The 23,131-nt window shown below is 53.8% G+C and carries 6 protein-coding genes; all 6 read left to right on the top strand.

The window, feature by feature from the left end; translation table 11 throughout:
* Positions 1 to 9: 9 nt before the first annotated feature.
* Complete coding sequence (locus K4H28_RS16155) at positions 10 to 1,401, top strand: FAD-binding oxidoreductase (protein WP_221006156.1); 1,392 nt, start codon at positions 10 to 12, stop codon at positions 1,399 to 1,401.
* Between the two features lie 105 nt (positions 1,402 to 1,506).
* Complete coding sequence (locus K4H28_RS16150; protein WP_221006155.1) at positions 1,507 to 3,693, top strand: type I secretion system permease/ATPase; 2,187 nt, start codon at positions 1,507 to 1,509, stop codon at positions 3,691 to 3,693.
* A complete protein-coding gene (locus tag K4H28_RS16145; RefSeq protein WP_221006154.1) occupies positions 3,690 to 5,102 on the top strand; it encodes an HlyD family type I secretion periplasmic adaptor subunit in 1,413 nt (470 codons plus the stop codon). Before K4H28_RS16150 ends, K4H28_RS16145 begins: the two co-directional genes overlap by 4 nt.
* Positions 5,099 to 5,689, top strand: a complete 591-nt coding sequence (locus K4H28_RS16140; RefSeq protein WP_221006153.1) for a response regulator transcription factor — start codon at positions 5,099 to 5,101, stop codon at positions 5,687 to 5,689. The genes K4H28_RS16145 and K4H28_RS16140 overlap by 4 nt, the downstream gene beginning before the upstream one ends.
* A 191-nt stretch (positions 5,690 to 5,880) precedes the next feature.
* Positions 5,881 to 20,349 carry a retention module-containing protein gene (locus K4H28_RS16135; RefSeq protein ID WP_221006152.1) on the top strand — a complete coding sequence of 4,823 codons (14,469 nt, stop codon included), beginning with the start codon at positions 5,881 to 5,883 and terminating at the stop codon, positions 20,347 to 20,349.
* Positions 20,346 to 23,015 carry a type I secretion C-terminal target domain-containing protein gene (locus tag K4H28_RS16130; RefSeq protein WP_221006151.1) on the top strand — a complete coding sequence of 890 codons (2,670 nt, stop codon included), beginning with the start codon at positions 20,346 to 20,348 and terminating at the stop codon, positions 23,013 to 23,015. Before K4H28_RS16135 ends, K4H28_RS16130 begins: the two co-directional genes overlap by 4 nt.
* The last annotated feature ends 116 nt before the right edge of the window (positions 23,016 to 23,131 follow it).

The following is a 23,131-nucleotide window of genomic DNA, read 5'->3' as shown; positions in this document are numbered from 1 at the left end:
GTCCAAATTATGTTGAGTGAATTCTTAGAGCAACTTCAGTCTTGGGCTGAATCACATAGCCTATTGTTCGGCAACGACACCGCCGCTTACTGCGTGGATCAACGCCGCCGCTATCAAGGCCAAACGCTCGCAGTCGCTCGGCCAAACTCAGTGCAACAACTGGCGCAGATCGTACAGCTTTGCGCTCAACATCGTATTGCGATGGTGCCACAAGGCGGCAACACGAGTTTATGTGGCGCTGCGACACCGGATCAAACTGGGCAAAATATCATTATTTCATTCGAGCGAATGAATCAGATCATTGAAGTCGATGCCGACAACAACACCATCACCGTTGAAGCCGGCGTGACCCTGCAACAAGTACAACAAGCCGCTCTGGCGGCGAACCGTCTTTTTCCTGCCAACTGGGCGGCAGCGGCAAGTTGCCAAATCGGCGGCGCACTGGCCACCAACGCCGGCGGCGTCAATGTATTACGCTACGGCAATATGCGTGAACTCACGCTCGGCCTCGAAGTTGTTCTGGCCGATGGCACAATCTGGAATGGGCTCCGCGGCTTGCGCAAAGACAACACAGGCTACGATCTCAAGCAACTCTTTGTAGGTGCAGAAGGCACGCTCGGCTTAATTAGTCGCGCGGTGTTGCGGCTCTATCCATTACCCACCGCCCATGCAACGGCCCTCGTGGCAGTTGATTCACCTGCGGACGCGGTGACATTGCTGCGTGATCTACAAGCCAAAGTCAGTGACCGTATTACGTCATTTGAACTCATTTCACGCCCTTGCCTTGATTTGCTCCATCAGCACTTCCCCAGCTTGCAGTCCCCGTTTGCTGAACCACCAGCATGGTGTGTGCTACTTGAGCTATCGGATGGTGGCAATAGCGAGCATTTGTTTGAGCAACTGGCGAGCATTCTGTTTGAAACTGGATTTGCAGATACTTATGTCGCGCAAAATCAACGCCAAGCTACTGATTTTTGGCGTTTGCGCGAACACATTCCAGAGGCGCAACGCCTTGAGGGTGTGAGCATCAAACACGATATCAGTATTCCGGTGGGGGATATTCCGGAGTTTTTGACCACGTGCCAATCAAACATTATGTTGCAATATCCAGATGCGAATATCGTCGCCTTTGGCCATCTGGGTGACGGCAATTTGCATTACAACTTATTTTTAAGCGACAAAACCGCCTTAATTTATCAGCAAGAGGCAGCAATCAATGCCATTGTTTATCAATTGGTTGCACACTTCAACGGCAGCATCAGCGCTGAACATGGCATCGGTCAACTCAAAAAGTCGACCCTAAGCCAGTACCGCAGCAGTACCGAGCTTTTACTCATGAACAGTATCAAGCAAACACTTGATCCACTGGGCTTGATGAATCCTGGCAAAGTTCTAATCTAAGCTTACGCTTACAAGAGTTTAGTAGCTAGTTACAAAAGCTGACTTAGCGTATGCTAATGCATTCGATTTTTCAGCTCTATCACACCTTGTTGATAACGGGTCACTATGGATAGCTCTACCACTAAATCAGCTTCGCATGCATTTGATTGGCATGTTAGCGAAACTCAAGCTCACTTTGACCCACTACTCGATTGTTTAGTCGAGTTAACACGCCTGCATGGCTCACCGTGGACGCATGAGGCGCTCTCTGCGGGTCTACCGCTGGTTGAAAATCGCCTCACCCCTTCACTACTTCCCCGCGCAGCACATCGGGCGGGTTTATCTGCCCGTGTACTACGCCGCAATCTCGATGAAATTCCTGAGCGATTACTTCCCGCTATTTTACTACTGAATGACAAACGCGCCTGCCTCTTGCTCGAGCGCCTACCCGATGGTCAATACAAAGTTCGCTTTCCAGAAGGCGGCGAATCGGTTGAAACACTCAGCGAAGCCGAGCTAATTGAGATCTACACCGGCGTGATGCTGATTGTTCGCCCACGTTTCCGTTTTGATCTCCGTACGCCGGAAATGGGCAAAATCCGCGAGCGGCATTGGTTCTGGGGCGTGGTATTTGATAACTGGCGGATTTACCGCGACGCTTTAATCGCTGCGCTGTTAATCAATATCTTTGCGTTAGCAATGCCGCTGTATTCGATGAATGTGTATGACCGCGTCGTCCCAAATCATGCGATGGAAACGCTGTGGGTACTCGCGCTAGGAGCAACGCTGGTTTTAGGCTTTGATTTTGTGCTACGAACGGCACGTGGCTACATTTTGGATGTCGCATCCAAACGCATTGACGTGACACTCTCTGCGCTGATTATGGAGCGCGTACTCGGCATCCGCATGAGCGCCCGCCCAGCTTCCGTGGGCTCTTTCACCGCCAATTTGCGTGCATTTGAATCGGTGCGTGATTTTATTGCATCGGCATCGATTACGACTTTAGTCGACCTACCGTTTGTACTGATTTTCTTCTTGGTCTTAATCTGGATTTCACCGTGGCTGGTCTTGCCACCCTTGATTGGCGCCATTTTGATTATTGCATTTGCTTGGCTCGCCCAAGCCAAAATGAATCAACTAGTCGAGCTAACGCAACGCGCCTCAGCACAACGCAACGCCACACTCGTTGAAAGTATGGTCGGTCTTGAAACGATCAAAATCATGGGTGCAGAAAGTGAAATGCAGCGCCGCTGGGAGCGTGCGACCCAGTTCTTGGCACAAATTGGCGGCCGCCTGAAACTGATGTCCACCACCACCGTCAATTTTGCGCAAGCGATTACGCAGTTGGTCTCAGTGGTCATTGTCATTGTCGGTGTGTATTTATTAATCGAAGGCCAACTCAGTATGGGTGGCATCATCGCCGCATCGATGCTCGCTGGCCGCGCGATGGCACCATTAGGCCAAGTCGCTGGATTGTTGATGCAATATCAAAATGCAAAAACTTCGCTCGGCGCCGTAGAATCGCATATGCAAATGCCGATTGAGCGCCCTGCCAATAGCAATTTCTTGCATCGTGAATCTTTTCGGGGCGATATCGAATTTCGTAATGTGACGTTCAAATACGAAGGTCGCGACGATATTGCACTGAATAACGTCAGCTTCAAAATGAAAGCGGGTGAAAAACTGGCGATTATTGGCCGCATTGGTTCGGGAAAATCCACAATTGAAAAACTCATACTAGGACTGTATCAACCTACAGAAGGCTCTGTGCTTGTCGATGGGATCGATACCCGCCAAATCGACCCTGCTGAACTGCGCCGCGCCGTCGGCTATGTGCCACAAGACCCGTTGCTCTTTTTTGGTACTTTGCGCCAAAACATCGCGATGGGCGCACCGTATGCCGAAGACAGCCACATCATTGCCGCCGCCGATCTAGCGGGGATTTCTGACTTTGTGAATGCACATCCACGTGGCTTTGAAATGCCGATCAGCGAACGCGGTGAATCACTCTCGGGCGGGCAACGCCAAGCGATTTCAATTGCCCGTGCCGCGCTGAATGACCCGCCGATTTTCATGCTGGATGAACCTAGCAGCGCGATGGATCATCAAAGCGAAGAGCGCCTCAAATCGCGCTTGCGTACTTATTTGGTCGGAAAAACGATGATTCTCGTCACTCACCGCACCTCACTCCTTGAACTCGTCGATCGACTAATCGTTATCGATCAAGGCCAATTGATGGCTGATGGTCCAAAAGCACAAGTCGTCGAGGCCTTGCAACAAGGCCGCATTGGCAAGGCTGGAGGTGGCGCATGAACAAAATACTGACAATCCTTAAAAAAGGCTGGGATCGCCTACAAAACAAAAGTAATGAATGGTTTGACCGCTACCTATTTGCCACCGAAAAACGCGACCTAGTTGATGATCGTGATTTTATTGCTGATGCTGATAATGTCATCATGGAGCAAAGCCCACGCGGCGCGCGCTTATTGATTCGCACGGCCGCTTTGGCGGTGTTCGTGCTCATCCTATGGGCCGCTTTTGCCAAAATTGATGAAGTCACCAAAGGCGACGGCCGAGTGATTCCATCCAGTGAACTGCAAGTGATTCAAAGCCTTGACGGCGGCATGGTCAAATCGATTTTAGTGCAAGAAGGACAAACCGTTAAAAAAGGCGACCTCTTGATTACGATCGATTCAACCCGCTTTGAATCATCCCTCAACGAAGGTCGTGCGCAGTATTTGTCACTGAGAGCCAAAGCAGCACGCCTCGATGCAATTGCGAATGGCAAAACATTTGAAATGCCCGCAGAAGTCGAAAAAGAAGCACCCGACATCGCGATGCAAGAAAAAATGCTTTATCAATCCAAAATGGCCGAACTCGATGCCAGCTTGGGTGTAGCGCGGCAACAGCTCAATCAACGGACACAAGAGCTGAACGAAGTCCGCACTCGTCGTGAACAAGCGAGCCAAGGCTACCAACTCACCAAAAAAGAACTCGATGCCACACGACCATTACTCAAAAGTGGCGCGGTATCTGATGTTGAAGTTTTACGACTAGAGCGTGATGTATCACGCTACAAAGGTGAGATGGACGGTGCTTCCGCACAGATACCTCGCATTCAGGCATCGATTGCTGAAGCCGGCCGCAAAGTTCAAGAAGTCGAACTCATGTTCCGCAATCAGGCTAGAACCGAGCTTGCCGAAACATCAGGTAAATTGGGCAGCCTTACTCAAGGCAATCTTGGCCTGGCAGATCGCGTGAAGCAATCAGAAATCCGTTCTCCAATGGATGGTACGGTACAACAATTGTTTGCCAACACCGTGGGAGGGGTTATCCAACCGGGTAAAGACATTATTGAAATTGTTCCGGCTGGTGAAAGTCTGCTACTGGAAGCCAAAGTCATGCCGAAAGACATCGCCTTCCTGCGCGCTGGGCAACCGGCGTTGGTAAAATTTTCCGCGTATGATTTTTCTATTTATGGCGGGCTTGAGGCCGAAGTGGTCAATATTAGTGCCGACACCGTCAAAGATGAAAAAGGCAATGCGTTTTACTTAGTTCGCGTTAAAACAAAAAACAGTTTTTTAGCAAAAGACGGTAAACGGTTGCCGATTATTCCGGGCATGATGGCTGAGGTCGATATTCTAACTGGCAAGAAAACGATTCTTTCTTATTTAATCAAGCCGGTTCTCCGTGCTAAATCCTCTGCGTTGACTGAAAGATGAGCCAAACCATTTATTTTTATACCAGCGATACTGGACTACTGCGCCATTGGCAAGCCACATTTGACCATGTTGAACCCGTGACACATGAATGGTCACACAGCAGCGACAGCATTGCCGTCGTTGATTCGGAATATCCCGATTTACCCGCTTGGAACAACCCGATTTGGAGCCTCCGCATGGCGCACCAACGCGTTATCGTTGTCAATACCAACCCAAGCGACGAAGAAGGCTACACCGCCCTACTCGCTGGCGCTGCCGCTTATTGCCATGCTGCTGCACCCAAAGAGCTACTGCAGCAAGTACTCAATGCAGTCAATTCAGGTGAAATCTGGGCGGGTCGCAGCTTAGTGATGCGCCTACTTAAAGCGGTCAATCAGCTCCCAACAAAAACCGACCCACTGATTGGTCTATCCGAACGCGAACGCGAAGTGGCTTATCTAGCCGCCCGTGGCCTTAGCAACAAAGAAATCGCCCGCGACCTCAACATCACCGAACGTACGGTTAAAGCGCATCTCAGCGCCTGCTTTGAAAAGCTCAATCTCAGTGATCGAGTTCAACTCGCACTCAAAGTAAACGGCATTAGCTAATCTATCAACACATCAAGACGGTAAGCGCTGATATGTATTTAATTGTTATCTGCTTAAAAGATATTCTGCGCTTGTAACGCACTCCCCGCACACCACAATTAAAAACACTAACTGTACTTCGGTACAATCGCATTTGTCATAAGCCATGCGTACACTCAACATTAGAAAATTCTAATTCTTGGGGTAAGGTCATGGCTGAGCAAATCATTCCGGCAACAAACGCAGCTGCTAAACAACAAATCGTTGTACTAGCAGGTGAAGCCTTTGTTAAAGACGCACGAGGTCAGTTACAGCCCATCAAAGCCGGCGACACCCTACTCGAAGGTCAGATTATTGCCACCGGTGCCACAGGCCACCTCACCATCCTACTGCCAAACGGCCAAATTATTGAATTGGGTGCAGATCGCTCCCTCTTAATCGACGGCGACTTACTCGCGACGAGCCCAACCGACAGCACCGAAGCCGCTATTGTCAGTAATAGCGACAGCGCCGACCAAATTATCAACGCGCTCAATCAAGGCAAAGACCTTTCCGAAGAATTAGAAGCCACCGCAGCAGGCCTCAACGCGGGCGCGGGCACTGATGAAGGCAACGGCTTTGTTCGCCTGATGCGAATAGCAGAAAACGTTGATCCATTAAGTTTTGATTTTGGCACCACACAAACAGAATTTGAACCATTGCCAGAACTCAACAATGCATCCACACCTATCATCATTGCAGATGCTGAAAATCAAGCTCCTAACTTTGTGGACGCTAACAATTCACCACTAGGCCAAAGCCAAACACTAGCCACCCCAGAAGACACGCCAATCAGCGGTCAACTCAAGGCGACAGATTCTGATGGCGATGCGCTGGTTTTCAACAAAGTAACTGACCCAAGCAATGGCACAGTTACAGTACAAACCGACGGTAGCTGGACTTACACACCGAATAAAGACTACAACGGGCCAGATAGTTTCCAAGTTACCGTATCGGACGGCAAAGGTGGAACCGATACACTAACGGTAGATATCGCCGTAACACCAGTCAATGATGCACCCGATGCACAAGACGATATCGCAAGCACTTTAATCAATACCCCAGTAGAGAATATCAAGGTACTCATTAACGACAAAGACGTTGACGGCGATACCCTGATCGTTACTAAAGCGGAATTGACTGATCCAAGTAAAGGCAGTGTAACCATCAATGCCGATGGCTCCCTCAACTTCACACCAGCCACCAATGTACTAGGCCCCGTTGTTATCAATTACACGATTAGCGATGGCAAAGGCGGCACAGACATTGCGCAACTGACCGTCAACGTAGGCGATGTCGCAACGCCACCAATTGCAAAAATCGAAGTTGGGCAACCAGGTCCCCAAGACGATAGCGTCGTTGAAGGTAATAACTTGGTCTTCAACGTTACGCTCACTAGTGCCAGCCCAAAATCTGAAAGCTATGCGTTTAGCTTAGGTGGGGGTTCCGCCTCTGCAGCCGACTACGGCACGCCAACGTTCAGCAATGGCGTGACGTTCAATCCAGTCACCGGTCAAATCACCGTACCCGCTGGCGTCACTTCATTCGCTGTGACCTTGCCGACCGTGGATGACACGATCATTGAGAACGCTGAAACCGTACCATTGACCATTGGTGGCGTGACCGCCACCGGTACGATCACCGACAACGATAGCCAAACCATCACCACCATCGAACCAGGTGCCGTTGGCCCAGCAGGCGACAGTGTGGTTGAAGGCAATGCACTGGTTTACAACGTGACCTTGAGCGGTGCCAGCCCGAACCCAACCACCTATGCCTTTAGCTTGGGCGGTACGGCGGCAGGCAATGCCTCTACAGCGGACTACGGCACGCCAACGTTCAGCAATGGCGTGACGTTCAATCCAGTCACCGGTCAAATCACCGTACCCGCTGGCGTCACTTCATTCGCTGTGACCTTGCCGACCGTGGATGACACGATCATTGAGAACGCTGAAACCGTACCATTGACCATTGGTGGCGTGACCGCCACCGGTACGATCACCGACAACGATAGCCAAACCATCACCACCATCGAACCAGGTGCCGTTGGCCCAGCAGGCGACAGTGTGGTTGAAGGCAATGCACTGGTTTACAACGTGACCTTGAGCGGTGCCAGCCCGAACCCAACCACCTATGCCTTTAGCTTGGGCGGTACGGCGGCAGGCAATGCCTCTACAGCGGACTACGGCACGCCAACGTTCAGCAATGGCGTGACGTTCAATCCAGTCACCGGTCAAATCACCGTACCCGCTGGCGTCACTTCATTCGCTGTGACCTTGCCGACCGTGGATGACACGATCATTGAGAACGCTGAAACCGTACCATTGACCATTGGTGGCGTGACCGCCACCGGTACGATCACCGACAACGATAGCCAAACCATCACCACCATCGAACCAGGTGCCGTTGGCCCAGCAGGCGACAGTGTGGTTGAAGGCAATGCACTGGTTTACAACGTGACCTTGAGCGGTGCCAGCCCGAACCCAACCACCTATGCCTTTAGCTTGGGCGGTACGGCGGCAGGCAATGCCTCTACAGCGGACTACGGCACGCCAACGTTCAGCAATGGCGTGACGTTCAATCCAGTCACCGGTCAAATCACCGTACCCGCTGGCGTCACTTCATTCGCTGTGACCTTGCCGACCGTGGATGACACGATCATTGAGAACGCTGAAACCGTGCCATTGACCATTGGTGGCGTGACCGCCACCGGCACGATCACCGACAACGATAGCCAAACCATCACCACCATCGAACCAGGTGCCGTTGGTCCAGCAGGCGACAGTGTGGTTGAAGGCAATGCACTGGTTTACAACGTGACCTTGAGCGGTGCCAGCCCGAACCCAACCACCTATGCCTTTAGCTTGGGCGGTACGGCGGCAGGCAATGCCTCTACAGCGGACTACGGCACGCCAACGTTCAGCAATGGCGTGACGTTCAATCCAGTCACCGGTCAAATCACCGTACCCGCTGGCGTCACTTCATTCGCAGTGACCTTGCCGACCGTGGATGACACGATCATTGAGAACGCTGAAACCGTGCCATTGACCATTGGTGGCGTGACCGCCACCGGTACGATCACCGACAACGATAGCCAAACCATCACCACCATCGAACCAGGTGCCGTTGGCCCAGCAGGCGACAGTGTGGTTGAAGGCAATGCACTGGTTTACAACGTGACCTTGAGCGGTGCCAGCCCGAACCCAACCACCTATGCCTTTAGCTTGGGCGGTACGGCGGCAGGCAATGCCTCTACAGCGGACTACGGCACGCCAACGTTCAGCAATGGCGTGACGTTCAATCCAGTCACCGGTCAAATCACCGTACCCGCTGGCGTCACTTCATTCGCTGTGACCTTGCCGACCGTGGATGACACGATCATTGAGAACGCTGAAACCGTACCATTGACCATTGGTGGCGTGACCGCCACCGGTACGATCACCGACAACGATAGCCAAACCATCACCACCATCGAACCAGGTGCCGTTGGCCCAGCAGGCGACAGTGTGGTTGAAGGCAATGCACTGGTTTACAACGTGACCTTGAGCGGTGCCAGCCCGAACCCAACCACCTATGCCTTTAGCTTGGGCGGTACGGCGGCAGGCAATGCCTCTACAGCGGACTACGGCACGCCAACGTTCAGCAATGGCGTGACGTTCAATCCAGTCACCGGTCAAATCACCGTACCCGCTGGCGTCACTTCATTCGCTGTGACCTTGCCGACCGTGGATGACACGATCATTGAGAACGCTGAAACCGTACCATTGACCATTGGTGGCGTGACCGCCACCGGTACGATCACCGACAACGATAGCCAAACCATCACCACCATCGAACCAGGTGCCGTTGGCCCAGCAGGCGACAGTGTGGTTGAAGGCAATGCACTGGTTTACAACGTGACCTTGAGCGGTGCCAGCCCGAACCCAACCACCTATGCCTTTAGCTTGGGCGGTACGGCGGCAGGCAATGCCTCTACAGCGGACTACGGCACGCCAACGTTCAGCAATGGCGTGACGTTCAATCCAGTCACCGGTCAAATCACCGTACCCGCTGGCGTCACTTCATTCGCTGTGACCTTGCCGACCGTGGATGACACGATCATTGAGAACGCTGAAACCGTGCCATTGACCATTGGTGGCGTGACCGCCACCGGTACGATCACCGACAACGATAGCCAAACCATCACCACCATCGAACCAGGTGCCGTTGGCCCAGCAGGCGACAGTGTGGTTGAAGGCAATGCACTGGTTTACAACGTGACCTTGAGCGGTGCCAGCCCGAACCCAACCACCTATGCCTTTAGCTTGGGCGGTACGGCGGCAGGCAATGCCTCTACAGCGGACTACGGCACGCCAACGTTCAGCAATGGCGTGACGTTCAATCCAGTCACCGGTCAAATCACCGTACCCGCTGGCGTCACTTCATTCGCTGTGACCTTGCCGACCGTGGATGACACGATCATTGAGAACGCTGAAACCGTACCATTGACCATTGGTGGCGTGACCGCCACCGGTACGATCACCGACAACGATAGCCAAACCATCACCACCATCGAACCAGGTGCCGTTGGCCCAGCAGGCGACAGTGTGGTTGAAGGCAATGCACTGGTTTACAACGTGACCTTGAGCGGTGCCAGCCCGAACCCAACCACCTATGCCTTTAGCTTGGGCGGTACGGCGGCAGGCAATGCCTCTACAGCGGACTACGGCACGCCAACGTTCAGCAATGGCGTGACGTTCAATCCAGTCACCGGTCAAATCACCGTACCCGCTGGCGTCACTTCATTCGCTGTGACCTTGCCGACCGTGGATGACACGATCATTGAGAACGCTGAAACCGTACCATTGACCATTGGTGGCGTGACCGCCACCGGTACGATCACCGACAACGATAGCCAAACCATCACCACCATCGAACCAGGTGCCGTTGGCCCAGCAGGCGACAGTGTGGTTGAAGGCAATGCACTGGTTTACAACGTGACCTTGAGCGGTGCCAGCCCGAACCCAACCACCTATGCCTTTAGCTTGGGCGGTACGGCGGCAGGCAATGCCTCTACAGCGGACTACGGCACGCCAACGTTCAGCAATGGCGTGACGTTCAATCCAGTCACCGGTCAAATCACCGTACCCGCTGGCGTCACTTCATTCGCTGTGACCTTGCCGACCGTGGATGACACGATCATTGAGAACGCTGAAACCGTACCATTGACCATTGGTGGCGTGACCGCCACCGGTACGATCACCGACAACGATAGCCAAACCATCACCACCATCGAACCAGGTGCCGTTGGCCCAGCAGGCGACAGTGTGGTTGAAGGCAATGCACTGGTTTACAACGTGACCTTGAGCGGTGCCAGCCCGAACCCAACCACCTATGCCTTTAGCTTGGGCGGTACGGCGGCAGGCAATGCCTCTACAGCGGACTACGGCACGCCAACGTTCAGCAATGGCGTGACGTTCAATCCAGTCACCGGTCAAATCACCGTACCCGCTGGCGTCACTTCATTCGCTGTGACCTTGCCGACCGTGGATGACACGATCATTGAGAACGCTGAAACCGTGCCATTGACCATTGGTGGCGTGACCGCCACCGGTACGATCACCGACAACGATAGCCAAACCATCACCACCATCGAACCAGGTGCCGTTGGCCCAGCAGGCGACAGTGTGGTTGAAGGCAATGCACTGGTTTACAACGTGACCTTGAGCGGTGCCAGCCCGAACCCAACCACCTATGCCTTTAGCTTGGGCGGTACGGCGGCAGGCAATGCCTCTACAGCGGACTACGGCACGCCAACGTTCAGCAATGGCGTGACGTTCAATCCAGTCACCGGTCAAATCACCGTACCCGCTGGCGTCACTTCATTCGCTGTGACCTTGCCGACCGTGGATGACACGATCATTGAGAACGCTGAAACCGTGCCATTGACCATTGGTGGCGTGACCGCCACCGGTACGATCACCGACAACGATAGCCAAACCATCACCACCATCGAACCAGGTGCCGTTGGCCCAGCAGGCGACAGTGTGGTTGAAGGCAATGCACTGGTTTACAACGTGACCTTGAGCGGTGCCAGCCCGAACCCAACCACCTATGCCTTTAGCTTGGGCGGTACGGCGGCAGGCAATGCCTCTACAGCGGACTACGGCACGCCAACGTTCAGCAATGGCGTGACGTTCAATCCAGTCACCGGTCAAATCACCGTACCCGCTGGCGTCACTTCATTCGCTGTGACCTTGCCGACCGTGGATGACACGATCATTGAGAACGCTGAAACCGTACCATTGACCATTGGTGGCGTGACCGCCACCGGTACGATCACCGACAACGATAGCCAAACCATCACCACCATCGAACCAGGTGCCGTTGGCCCAGCAGGCGACAGTGTGGTTGAAGGCAATGCACTGGTTTACAACGTGACCTTGAGCGGTGCCAGCCCGAACCCAACCACCTATGCCTTTAGCTTGGGCGGTACGGCGGCAGGCAATGCCTCTACAGCGGACTACGGCACGCCAACGTTCAGCAATGGCGTGACGTTCAATCCAGTCACCGGTCAAATCACCGTACCCGCTGGCGTCACTTCATTCGCTGTGACCTTGCCGACCGTGGATGACACGATCATTGAGAACGCTGAAACCGTACCATTGACCATTGGTGGCGTGACCGCCACCGGTACGATCACCGACAACGATAGCCAAACCATCACCACCATCGAACCAGGTGCCGTTGGCCCAGCAGGCGACAGTGTGGTTGAAGGCAATGCACTGGTTTACAACGTGACCTTGAGCGGTGCCAGCCCGAACCCAACCACCTATGCCTTTAGCTTGGGCGGTACGGCGGCAGGCAATGCCTCTACAGCGGACTACGGCACGCCAACGTTCAGCAATGGCGTGACGTTCAATCCAGTCACCGGTCAAATCACCGTACCCGCTGGCGTCACTTCATTCGCTGTGACCTTGCCGACCGTGGATGACACGATCATTGAGAACGCTGAAACCGTACCATTGACCATTGGTGGCGTGACCGCCACCGGTACGATCACCGACAACGATAGCCAAACCATCACCACCATCGAACCAGGTGCCGTTGGCCCAGCAGGCGACAGTGTGGTTGAAGGCAATGCACTGGTTTACAACGTGACCTTGAGCGGTGCCAGCCCGAACCCAACCACCTATGCCTTTAGCTTGGGCGGTACGGCGGCAGGCAATGCCTCTACAGCGGACTACGGCACGCCAACGTTCAGCAATGGCGTGACGTTCAATCCAGTCACCGGTCAAATCACCGTACCCGCTGGCGTCACTTCATTCGCTGTGACCTTGCCGACCGTGGATGACACGATCATTGAGAACGCTGAAACCGTGCCATTGACCATTGGTGGCGTGACCGCCACCGGTACGATCACCGACAACGATAGCCAAACCATCACCACCATCGAACCAGGTGCCGTTGGCCCAGCAGGCGACAGTGTGGTTGAAGGCAATGCACTGGTTTACAACGTGACCTTGAGCGGTGCCAGCCCGAACCCAACCACCTATGCCTTTAGCTTGGGCGGTACGGCGGCAGGCAATGCCTCTACAGCGGACTACGGCACGCCAACGTTCAGCAATGGCGTGACGTTCAATCCAGTCACCGGTCAAATCACCGTACCCGCTGGCGTCACTTCATTCGCTGTGACCTTGCCGACCGTGGATGACACGATCATTGAGAACGCTGAAACCGTACCATTGACCATTGGTGGCGTGACCGCCACCGGTACGATCACCGACAACGATAGCCAAACCATCACCACCATCGAACCAGGTGCCGTTGGCCCAGCAGGCGACAGTGTGGTTGAAGGCAATGCACTGGTTTACAACGTGACCTTGAGCGGTGCCAGCCCGAACCCAACCACCTATGCCTTTAGCTTGGGCGGTACGGCGGCAGGCAATGCCTCTACAGCGGACTACGGCACGCCAACGTTCAGCAATGGCGTGACGTTCAATCCAGTCACCGGTCAAATCACCGTACCCGCTGGCGTCACTTCATTCGCTGTGACCTTGCCGACCGTGGATGACACGATCATTGAGAACGCTGAAACCGTACCATTGACCATTGGTGGCGTGACCGCCACCGGTACGATCACCGACAACGATAGCCAAACCATCACCACCATCGAACCAGGTGCCGTTGGCCCAGCAGGCGACAGTGTGGTTGAAGGCAATGCACTGGTTTACAACGTGACCTTGAGCGGTGCCAGCCCGAACCCAACCACCTATGCCTTTAGCTTGGGCGGTACGGCGGCAGGCAATGCCTCTACAGCGGACTACGGCACGCCAACGTTCAGCAATGGCGTGACGTTCAATCCAGTCACCGGTCAAATCACCGTACCCGCTGGCGTCACTTCATTCGCTGTGACCTTGCCGACCGTGGATGACACGATCATTGAGAACGCTGAAACCGTACCATTGACCATTGGTGGCGTGACCGCCACCGGTACGATCACCGACAACGATAGCCAAACCATCACCACCATCGAACCAGGTGCCGTTGGCCCAGCAGGCGACAGTGTGGTTGAAGGCAATGCACTGGTTTACAACGTGACCTTGAGCGGTGCCAGCCCGAACCCAACCACCTATGCCTTTAGCTTGGGCGGTACGGCGGCAGGCAATGCCTCTACAGCGGACTACGGCACGCCAACGTTCAGCAATGGCGTGACGTTCAATCCAGTCACCGGTCAAATCACCGTACCCGCTGGCGTCACTTCATTCGCTGTGACCTTGCCGACCGTGGATGACACGATCATTGAGAACGCTGAAACCGTACCATTGACCATTGGTGGCGTGACCGCCACCGGTACGATCACCGACAACGATAGCCAAACCATCACCACCATCGAACCAGGTGCCGTTGGCCCAGCAGGCGACAGTGTGGTTGAAGGCAATGCACTGGTTTACAACGTGACCTTGAGCGGTGCCAGCCCGAACCCAACCACCTATGCCTTTAGCTTGGGCGGTACGGCGGCAGGCAATGCCTCTACAGCGGACTACGGCACGCCAACGTTCAGCAATGGCGTGACGTTCAATCCAGTCACCGGTCAAATCACCGTACCCGCTGGCGTCACTTCATTCGCTGTGACCTTGCCGACCGTGGATGACACGATCATTGAGAACGCTGAAACCGTACCATTGACCATTGGTGGCGTGACCGCCACCGGTACGATCACCGACAACGATAGCCAAACCATCACCACCATCGAACCAGGTGCCGTTGGCCCAGCAGGCGACAGTGTGGTTGAAGGCAATGCACTGGTTTACAACGTGACCTTGAGCGGTGCCAGCCCGAACCCAACCACCTATGCCTTTAGCTTGGGCGGTACGGCGGCAGGCAATGCCTCTACAGCGGACTACGGCACGCCAACGTTCAGCAATGGCGTGACGTTCAATCCAGTCACCGGTCAAATCACCGTACCCGCTGGCGTCACTTCATTCGCTGTGACCTTGCCGACCGTGGATGACACGATCATTGAGAACGCTGAAACCGTACCATTGACCATTGGTGGCGTGACCGCCACCGGTACGATCACCGACAACGATAGCCAAACCATCACCACCATCGAACCAGGTGCCGTTGGCCCAGCAGGCGACAGTGTGGTTGAAGGCAATGCACTGGTTTACAACGTGACCTTGAGCGGTGCCAGCCCGAACCCAACCACCTATGCCTTTAGCTTGGGCGGTACGGCGGCAGGCAATGCCTCTACAGCGGACTACGGCACGCCAACGTTCAGCAATGGCGTGACGTTCAATCCAGTCACCGGTCAAATCACCGTACCCGCTGGCGTCACTTCATTCGCTGTGACCTTGCCGACCGTGGATGACACGATCATTGAGAACGCTGAAACCGTACCATTGACCATTGGTGGCGTGACCGCCACCGGTACGATCACCGACAACGATAGCCAAACCATCACCACCATCGAACCAGGTGCCGTTGGCCCAGCAGGCGACAGTGTGGTTGAAGGCAATGCACTGGTTTACAACGTGACCTTGAGCGGTGCCAGCCCGAACCCAACCACCTATGCCTTTAGCTTGGGCGGTACGGCGGCAGGCAATGCCTCTACAGCGGACTACGGCACGCCAACGTTCAGCAATGGCGTGACGTTCAATCCAGTCACCGGTCAAATCACCGTACCCGCTGGCGTCACTTCATTCGCTGTGACCTTGCCGACCGTGGATGACACGATCATTGAGAACGCTGAAACCGTACCATTGACCATTGGTGGCGTGACCGCCACCGGTACGATCACCGACAACGATAGCCAAACCATCACCACCATCGAACCAGGTGCCGTTGGCCCAGCAGGCGACAGTGTGGTTGAAGGCAATGCACTGGTTTACAACGTGACCTTGAGCGGTGCCAGCCCGAACCCAACCACCTATGCCTTTAGCTTGGGCGGTACGGCGGCAGGCAATGCCTCTACAGCGGACTACGGCACGCCAACGTTCAGCAATGGCGTGACGTTCAATCCAGTCACCGGTCAAATCACCGTACCCGCTGGCGTCACTTCATTCGCTGTGACCTTGCCGACCGTGGATGACACGATCATTGAGAACGCTGAAACCGTGCCATTGACCATTGGTGGCGTGACCGCCACCGGTACGATCACCGACAACGATAGCCAAACCATCACCACCATCGAACCAGGTGCCGTTGGCCCAGCAGGCGACAGTGTGGTTGAAGGCAATGCACTGGTTTACAACGTGACCTTGAGCGGTGCCAGCCCGAACCCAACCACCTATGCCTTTAGCTTGGGCGGTACGGCGGCAGGCAATGCCTCTACAGCGGACTACGGCACGCCAACGTTCAGCAATGGCGTGACGTTCAATCCAGTCACCGGTCAAATCACCGTACCCGCTGGCGTCACTTCATTCGCTGTGACCTTGCCGACCGTGGATGACACGATCATTGAGAACGCTGAAACCGTACCATTGACCATTGGTGGCGTGACCGCCACCGGTACGATCACCGACAACGATAGCCAAACCATCACCACCATCGAACCAGGTGCCGTTGGCCCAGCAGGCGACAGTGTGGTTGAAGGCAATGCACTGGTTTACAACGTGACCTTGAGCGGTGCCAGCCCGAACCCAACCACCTATGCCTTTAGCTTGGGCGGTACGGCGGCAGGCAATGCCTCTACAGCGGACTACGGCACGCCAACGTTCAGCAATGGCGTGACGTTCAATCCAGTCACCGGTCAAATCACCGTACCCGCTGGCGTCACTTCATTCGCTGTGACCTTGCCGACCGTGGATGACACGATCATTGAGAACGCTGAAACCGTACCATTGACCATTGGTGGCGTGACCGCCACCGGTACGATCACCGACAACGATAGCCAAACCATCACCACCATCGAACCAGGTGCCGTTGGCCCAGCAGGCGACAGTGTGGTTGAAGGCAATGCACTGGTTTACAACGTGACCTTGAGCGGTGCCAGCCCGAACCCAACCACCTATGCCTTTAGCTTGGGCGGTACGGCGGCAGGCAATGCCTCTACAGCGGACTACGGCACGCCAACGTTCAGCAATGGCGTGACGTTCAATCCAGTCACCGGTCAAATCACCGTACCCGCTGGCGTCACTTCATTCGCTGTGACCTTGCCGACCGTGGATGACACGATCATTGAGAACGCTGAAACCGTACCATTGACCATTGGTGGCGTGACCGCCACCGGTACGATCACCGACAACGATAGCCAAACCATCACCACCATCGAACCAGGTGCCGTTGGCCCAGCAGGCGACAGTGTGGTTGAAGGCAATGCACTGGTTTACAACGTGACCTTGAGCGGTGCCAGCCCGAACCCAACCACCTATGCCTTTAGCTTGGGCGGTACGGCGGCAGGCAATGCCTCTACAGCGGACTACGGCACGCCAACGTTCAGCAATGGCGTGACGTTCAATCCAGTCACCGGTCAAATCACCGTACCCGCTGGCGTCACTTCATTCGCTGTGACCTTGCCGACCGTGGATGACACGATCATTGAGAACGCTGAAACCGTACCATTGACCATTGGTGGCGTGACCGCCACCGGTACGATCACCGACAACGATAGCCAAACCATCACCACCATCGAACCAGGTGCCGTTGGCCCAGCAGGCGACAGTGTGGTTGAAGGCAATGCACTGGTTTACAACGTGACCTTGAGCGGTGCCAGCCCGAACCCAACCACCTATGCCTTTAGCTTGGGCGGTACGGCGGCAGGCAATGCCTCTACAGCGGACTACGGCACGCCAACGTTCAGCAATGGCGTGACGTTCAATCCAGTCACCGGTCAAATCACCGTACCCGCTGGCGTCACTTCATTCGCTGTGACCTTGCCGACCGTGGATGACACGATCATTGAGAACGCTGAAACCGTGCCATTGACCATTGGTGGCGTGACCGCCACCGGCACGATCACCGACAACGATAGCCAAACCATCACCACCATCGAACCAGGTGCCGTTGGCCCAGCAGGCGACAGTGTGGTTGAAGGCAATGCACTGGTTTACAACGTGACCTTGAGCGGTGCCAGCCCGAACCCAACCACCTATGCCTTTAGCTTGGGCGGTACGGCGGCAGGCAATGCCTCTACAGCGGACTACGGCACGCCAACGTTCAGCAATGGCGTGACGTTCAATCCAGTCACCGGTCAAATCACCGTACCCGCTGGCGTCACTTCATTCGCTGTGACCTTGCCGACCGTGGATGACACGATCATTGAGAACGCTGAAACCGTACCATTGACCATTGGTGGCGTGACCGCCACCGGTACGATCACCGACAACGATAGCCAAACCATCACCACCATCGAACCAGGTGCCGTTGGCCCAGCAGGCGACAGTGTGGTTGAAGGCAATGCACTGGTTTACAACGTGACCTTGAGCGGTGCCAGCCCGAACCCAACCACCTATGCCTTTAGCTTGGGCGGTACGGCGGCAGGCAATGCCTCTACAGCGGACTACGGCACGCCAACGTTCAGCAATGGCGTGACGTTCAATCCAGTCACCGGTCAAATCACCGTACCCGCTGGCGTCACTTCATTCGCTGTGACCTTGCCGACCGTGGATGACACGATCATTGAGAACGCTGAAACCGTACCATTGACCATTGGTGGCGTGACCGCCACCGGTACGATCACCGACAACGATAGCCAAACCATCACCACCATCGAACCAGGTGCCGTTGGCCCAGCAGGCGACAGTGTGGTTGAAGGCAATGCACTGGTTTACAACGTGACCTTGAGCGGTGCCAGCCCGAACCCAACCACCTATGCCTTTAGCTTGGGCGGTACGGCGGCAGGCAATGCCTCTACAGCGGACTACGGCACGCCAACGTTCAGCAATGGCGTGACGTTCAATCCAGTCACCGGTCAAATCACCGTACCCGCTGGCGTCACTTCATTCGCTGTGACCTTGCCGACCGTGGATGACACGATCATTGAGAACGCTGAAACCGTACCATTGACCATTGGTGGCGTGACCGCCACCGGTACGATCACCGACAACGATAGCCAAACCATCACCACCATCGAACCAGGTGCCGTTGGCCCAGCAGGCGACAGTGTGGTTGAAGGCAATGCACTGGTTTACAACGTGACCTTGAGCGGTGCCAGCCCGAACCCAACCACCTATGCCTTTAGCTTGGGCGGTACGGCGGCAGGCAATGCCTCTACAGCGGACTACGGCACGCCAACGTTCAGCAATGGCGTGACGTTCAATCCAGTCACCGGTCAAATCACCGTACCCGCTGGCGTCACTTCATTCGCTGTGACCTTGCCGACCGTGGATGACACGATCATTGAGAACGCTGAAACCGTACCATTGACCATTGGTGGCGTGACCGCCACCGGTACGATCACCGACAACGATAGCCAAACCATCACCACCATCGAACCAGGTGCCGTTGGCCCAGCAGGCGACAGTGTGGTTGAAGGCAATGCACTGGTTTACAACGTGACCTTGAGCGGTGCCAGCCCGAACCCAACCACCTATGCCTTTAGCTTGGGCGGTACGGCGGCAGGCAATGCCTCTACAGCGGACTACGGCACGCCAACGTTCAGCAATGGCGTGACGTTCAATCCAGTCACCGGTCAAATCACCGTACCCGCTGGCGTCACTTCATTCGCTGTGACCTTGCCGACCGTGGATGACACGATCATTGAGAACGCTGAAACCGTACCATTGACCATTGGTGGCGTGACCGCCACCGGTACGATCACCGACAACGATAGCCAAACCATCACCACCATCGAACCAGGTGCCGTTGGCCCAGCAGGCGACAGTGTGGTTGAAGGCAATGCACTGGTTTACAACGTGACCTTGAGCGGTGCCAGCCCGAACCCAACCACCTATGCCTTTAGCTTGGGCGGTACGGCGGCAGGCAATGCCTCTACAGCGGACTACGGCACGCCAACGTTCAGCAATGGCGTGACGTTCAATCCAGTCACCGGTCAAATCACCGTACCCGCTGGCGTCACTTCATTCGCTGTGACCTTGCCGACCGTGGATGACACGATCATTGAGAACGCTGAAACCGTGCCATTGACCATTGGTGGCGTGACCGCAATTGGCACGATTTTGGATAACGATGCGTCACCAACATCCACGGGGGCTCGGTGACTGGCACTGAAGATACGCCACTGACTTTAACTTGGACGCAATTTAATGCTACAGATGTAGACACTGCAGACAACAGTCTATCAATTCGAATTGCAACTTTACCGAGTGACGGCAAATTGCAGTACCTGAATGGCACGACTTGGGAAGATGTTGCCATGAACAAACTGGTTACCAAGGCGGACATCGATCTTGGCAAACTACGTTTTGTTCCTGATTTACATGAATCTGGTGACAACAACTTCACGTCCACAGGTGTGGGTAATCAAAAACCCGATTATGCGCAATTTAAGTACACGGTATTCGACGGCAATTCAGATAGCACTTCTGCAACGATGAATATTGATATTGCCGCAAAAGCGGATGCACCAACCATCTCAATTGGTGGTGTGACCTTGGTTGATGGCGGCTCGTCATCAACCATTCCGAAAGGAAACGGTCTGACTGTTCAGTACTTTGCTCCGAATGCAAACGATGGCATGAACACGACCACTGCGCGTGATACATCGAATATCGAGTCTGCGATGGAATCCAGCACGGCAACGTCAACAACCATTCAAACCGCACCAGACAAAGCATCTGTCACCACCGATTCAGGCTACCGAATCACCGGTCTGATTTATCTTGAGGCAGGGAAAACCTACACCTTCTCAGGTAGTCGCGACGATACCGTTCTCATGAAGATTGGTGGAACGGCAGTATTGAATAGCCCATATGATAATTACGGCAATTTCTCGGCAACGCCATACAAACCAACAACTTCAGGCTATTTCAGCTATGAATTTGTGATGTTCAATGCAAGTGGTGTCGGTAACTTTGACCTGAATGTCTCTGTGAATGGCGCTCCTGCAATCGACTTCAATGCAACTAATTTCAATCTATATAGCTCTTTGACTGAACTAGAAAAAGCAGGCGGAGTACACGGTCCATTGATTCCTGTGGGTGATGGTGGAATCTATCCAGTAGGGCTAAGCGGACAAGAAGATAGCTTTATTAAACTAAGTGGTCTGAGCGTCAATCTAGTCGATAAAGACGGTTCAGAATCAATTACTGCAATCTCCTTATCAGGTTTAAAAGCAGGCAGTATTGTCACTGATGGCACCAATAACTATACCGTGCCAGTGGGCAATGACGCACTGAACCTGCAAGGATGGAACCTTGCCAATTTATCAATCAAACCACCACTTAACTTTAATGGTCAGTACGATATCTTTGTGAATGCGACCAGTACCGAAGGCAGCAACAATGATAGTGCCAGCTCGAAAGTTAAGCTGAGCGTGAATGTGCTCAATTCATACGATGCAGCAGTCGCAATTGATGATGGCAACACCATCAAAGAGGACTCAACACCAAACCCAATTTCTGGCAATGTACTGACTAATGATCAGAATCCAGATTCAATGGCGCTCACCGTTTCTAAAGTGAACGGCAGTACCACCGTGACTGCAGCTGGAACTACGGTACAAGGTGAGTTTGGCACACTGCTAATCAAAGCAGACGGTACCTACAGCTACACGTTGGACAACAGCAATGCTCGTGTAAATGGCTTAGTGAATGGTCAGCAATTGTTAGAGAAATTTACTTACACTCTAAGCGATGGCACAGGGACATCAACCGCGACATTAAATATCACGATCAATGGCACTAGTGATCAAGTCATGATTTACGGCTCAGAGCTAAATGACCAAATCGGCATTGAGTGGGGCGAATCAACGTATTCGGATGACAAAACTTATTACCTGCAGCTTCAATCAACCGCAATTGGCATTAATTCTGGAAGTACAACGCCTTTAGGTTTTGGCTCTCACTTGGTAGACACCAAAGGGAGTGCACAAGTCATTGATGCGGGTGGCGGTAATGACTATGTTGAAACCGGTAGGGGTAATGATGTCATTTATGGTGGCGATAGCGATTCAGCGGGCTATTCACTCAGTGAAATTATGACCCACAAAATGATCACACTGAGCACATCGCAATTGGTCGATCCAACGACACAGCTGCTATCCGCTGCGGTTGGCGTAAGTAATCCAAAAGCCGACGTGATCAATGCAGGCACTGGGAATGATGCAGTCTTTGGCCAAAGTGGCGTTGATTTAATCTATGGCCACGATGAAGATGACTACCTAGATGGAGGCTCAGGCAACGACGTACTACGTGGTGGTCTAGGCAATGACACGCTAAGAGGAGGCTCAGGCAATGATGTTCTACGCGGCGATGCAGGAGTCGATGTCTTTATGTGGCTGCCAGGTGATCAGGCACAGAACCGAGGAGCCACCGCAATCAGTAATCTGTCAGGTAGTGGGTATAACGCAACTGACTTCGGTATAACTGCATCGACCAAAGTGGTTGCAAATGCCACCGATGTTGTGAAAGATTTCAGCACGACCGAGGGTGACAAACTCGATCTGCGTGACTTACTGCAAGGTGAAAATCATGATGCAAACAACCCAAATGACATCGGCAACCTGCTCAATCACTTGCATTTTGAAAAATCAGGCACCAGCACCGTTATCCATATCAGTACAGCGGGTGAGTTTGTGAATGGCGCTTATGACGCTAGCAAAGAAGATCAAACGATTATCTTACAAGGTGTTGATCTTACGGCTGCGGGTAGTGACCAAGCGATTATTCAAACGCTGCTCAATAATAAAAATTTATTGACTGATTAAACACCTTCAACGGTTTTAAAACAAAAAGGCCAACTTCTCGAGTTGGCCTTTTTAAATTTTAAATCAGATCAAAACGTGCCAGCTTGTTGGTTAGTAACTCATGACTAAGCAGCCAT

Origin of the sequence: Deefgea tanakiae, from assembly GCF_019665765.1 — a bacterium.
GTDB classification, from domain to species: Bacteria; Pseudomonadota; Gammaproteobacteria; order Burkholderiales; family Chitinibacteraceae; genus Deefgea; species Deefgea tanakiae.
The sequence above is the reverse complement of the archived record's forward strand: the minus strand, read 5'-3'. Positions and strand labels throughout refer to the sequence as shown.

What these genes read in the sequence shown, in the direction of transcription:
- K4H28_RS16155 (WP_221006156.1), top strand. Translation starts at nt 10, where the DNA reads ATGTTGAGTGAATTCTTAGAGCAACTTCAGTCTTGGGCTGAATCACAT.
- K4H28_RS16150 (WP_221006155.1), top strand. Translation starts at nt 1,507, where the DNA reads ATGGATAGCTCTACCACTAAATCAGCTTCGCATGCATTTGATTGGCAT.
- K4H28_RS16145 (WP_221006154.1), top strand. Translation starts at nt 3,690, where the DNA reads ATGAACAAAATACTGACAATCCTTAAAAAAGGCTGGGATCGCCTACAA.
- K4H28_RS16140 (WP_221006153.1), top strand. Translation starts at nt 5,099, where the DNA reads ATGAGCCAAACCATTTATTTTTATACCAGCGATACTGGACTACTGCGC.
- K4H28_RS16135 (WP_221006152.1), top strand. Translation starts at nt 5,881, where the DNA reads ATGGCTGAGCAAATCATTCCGGCAACAAACGCAGCTGCTAAACAACAA.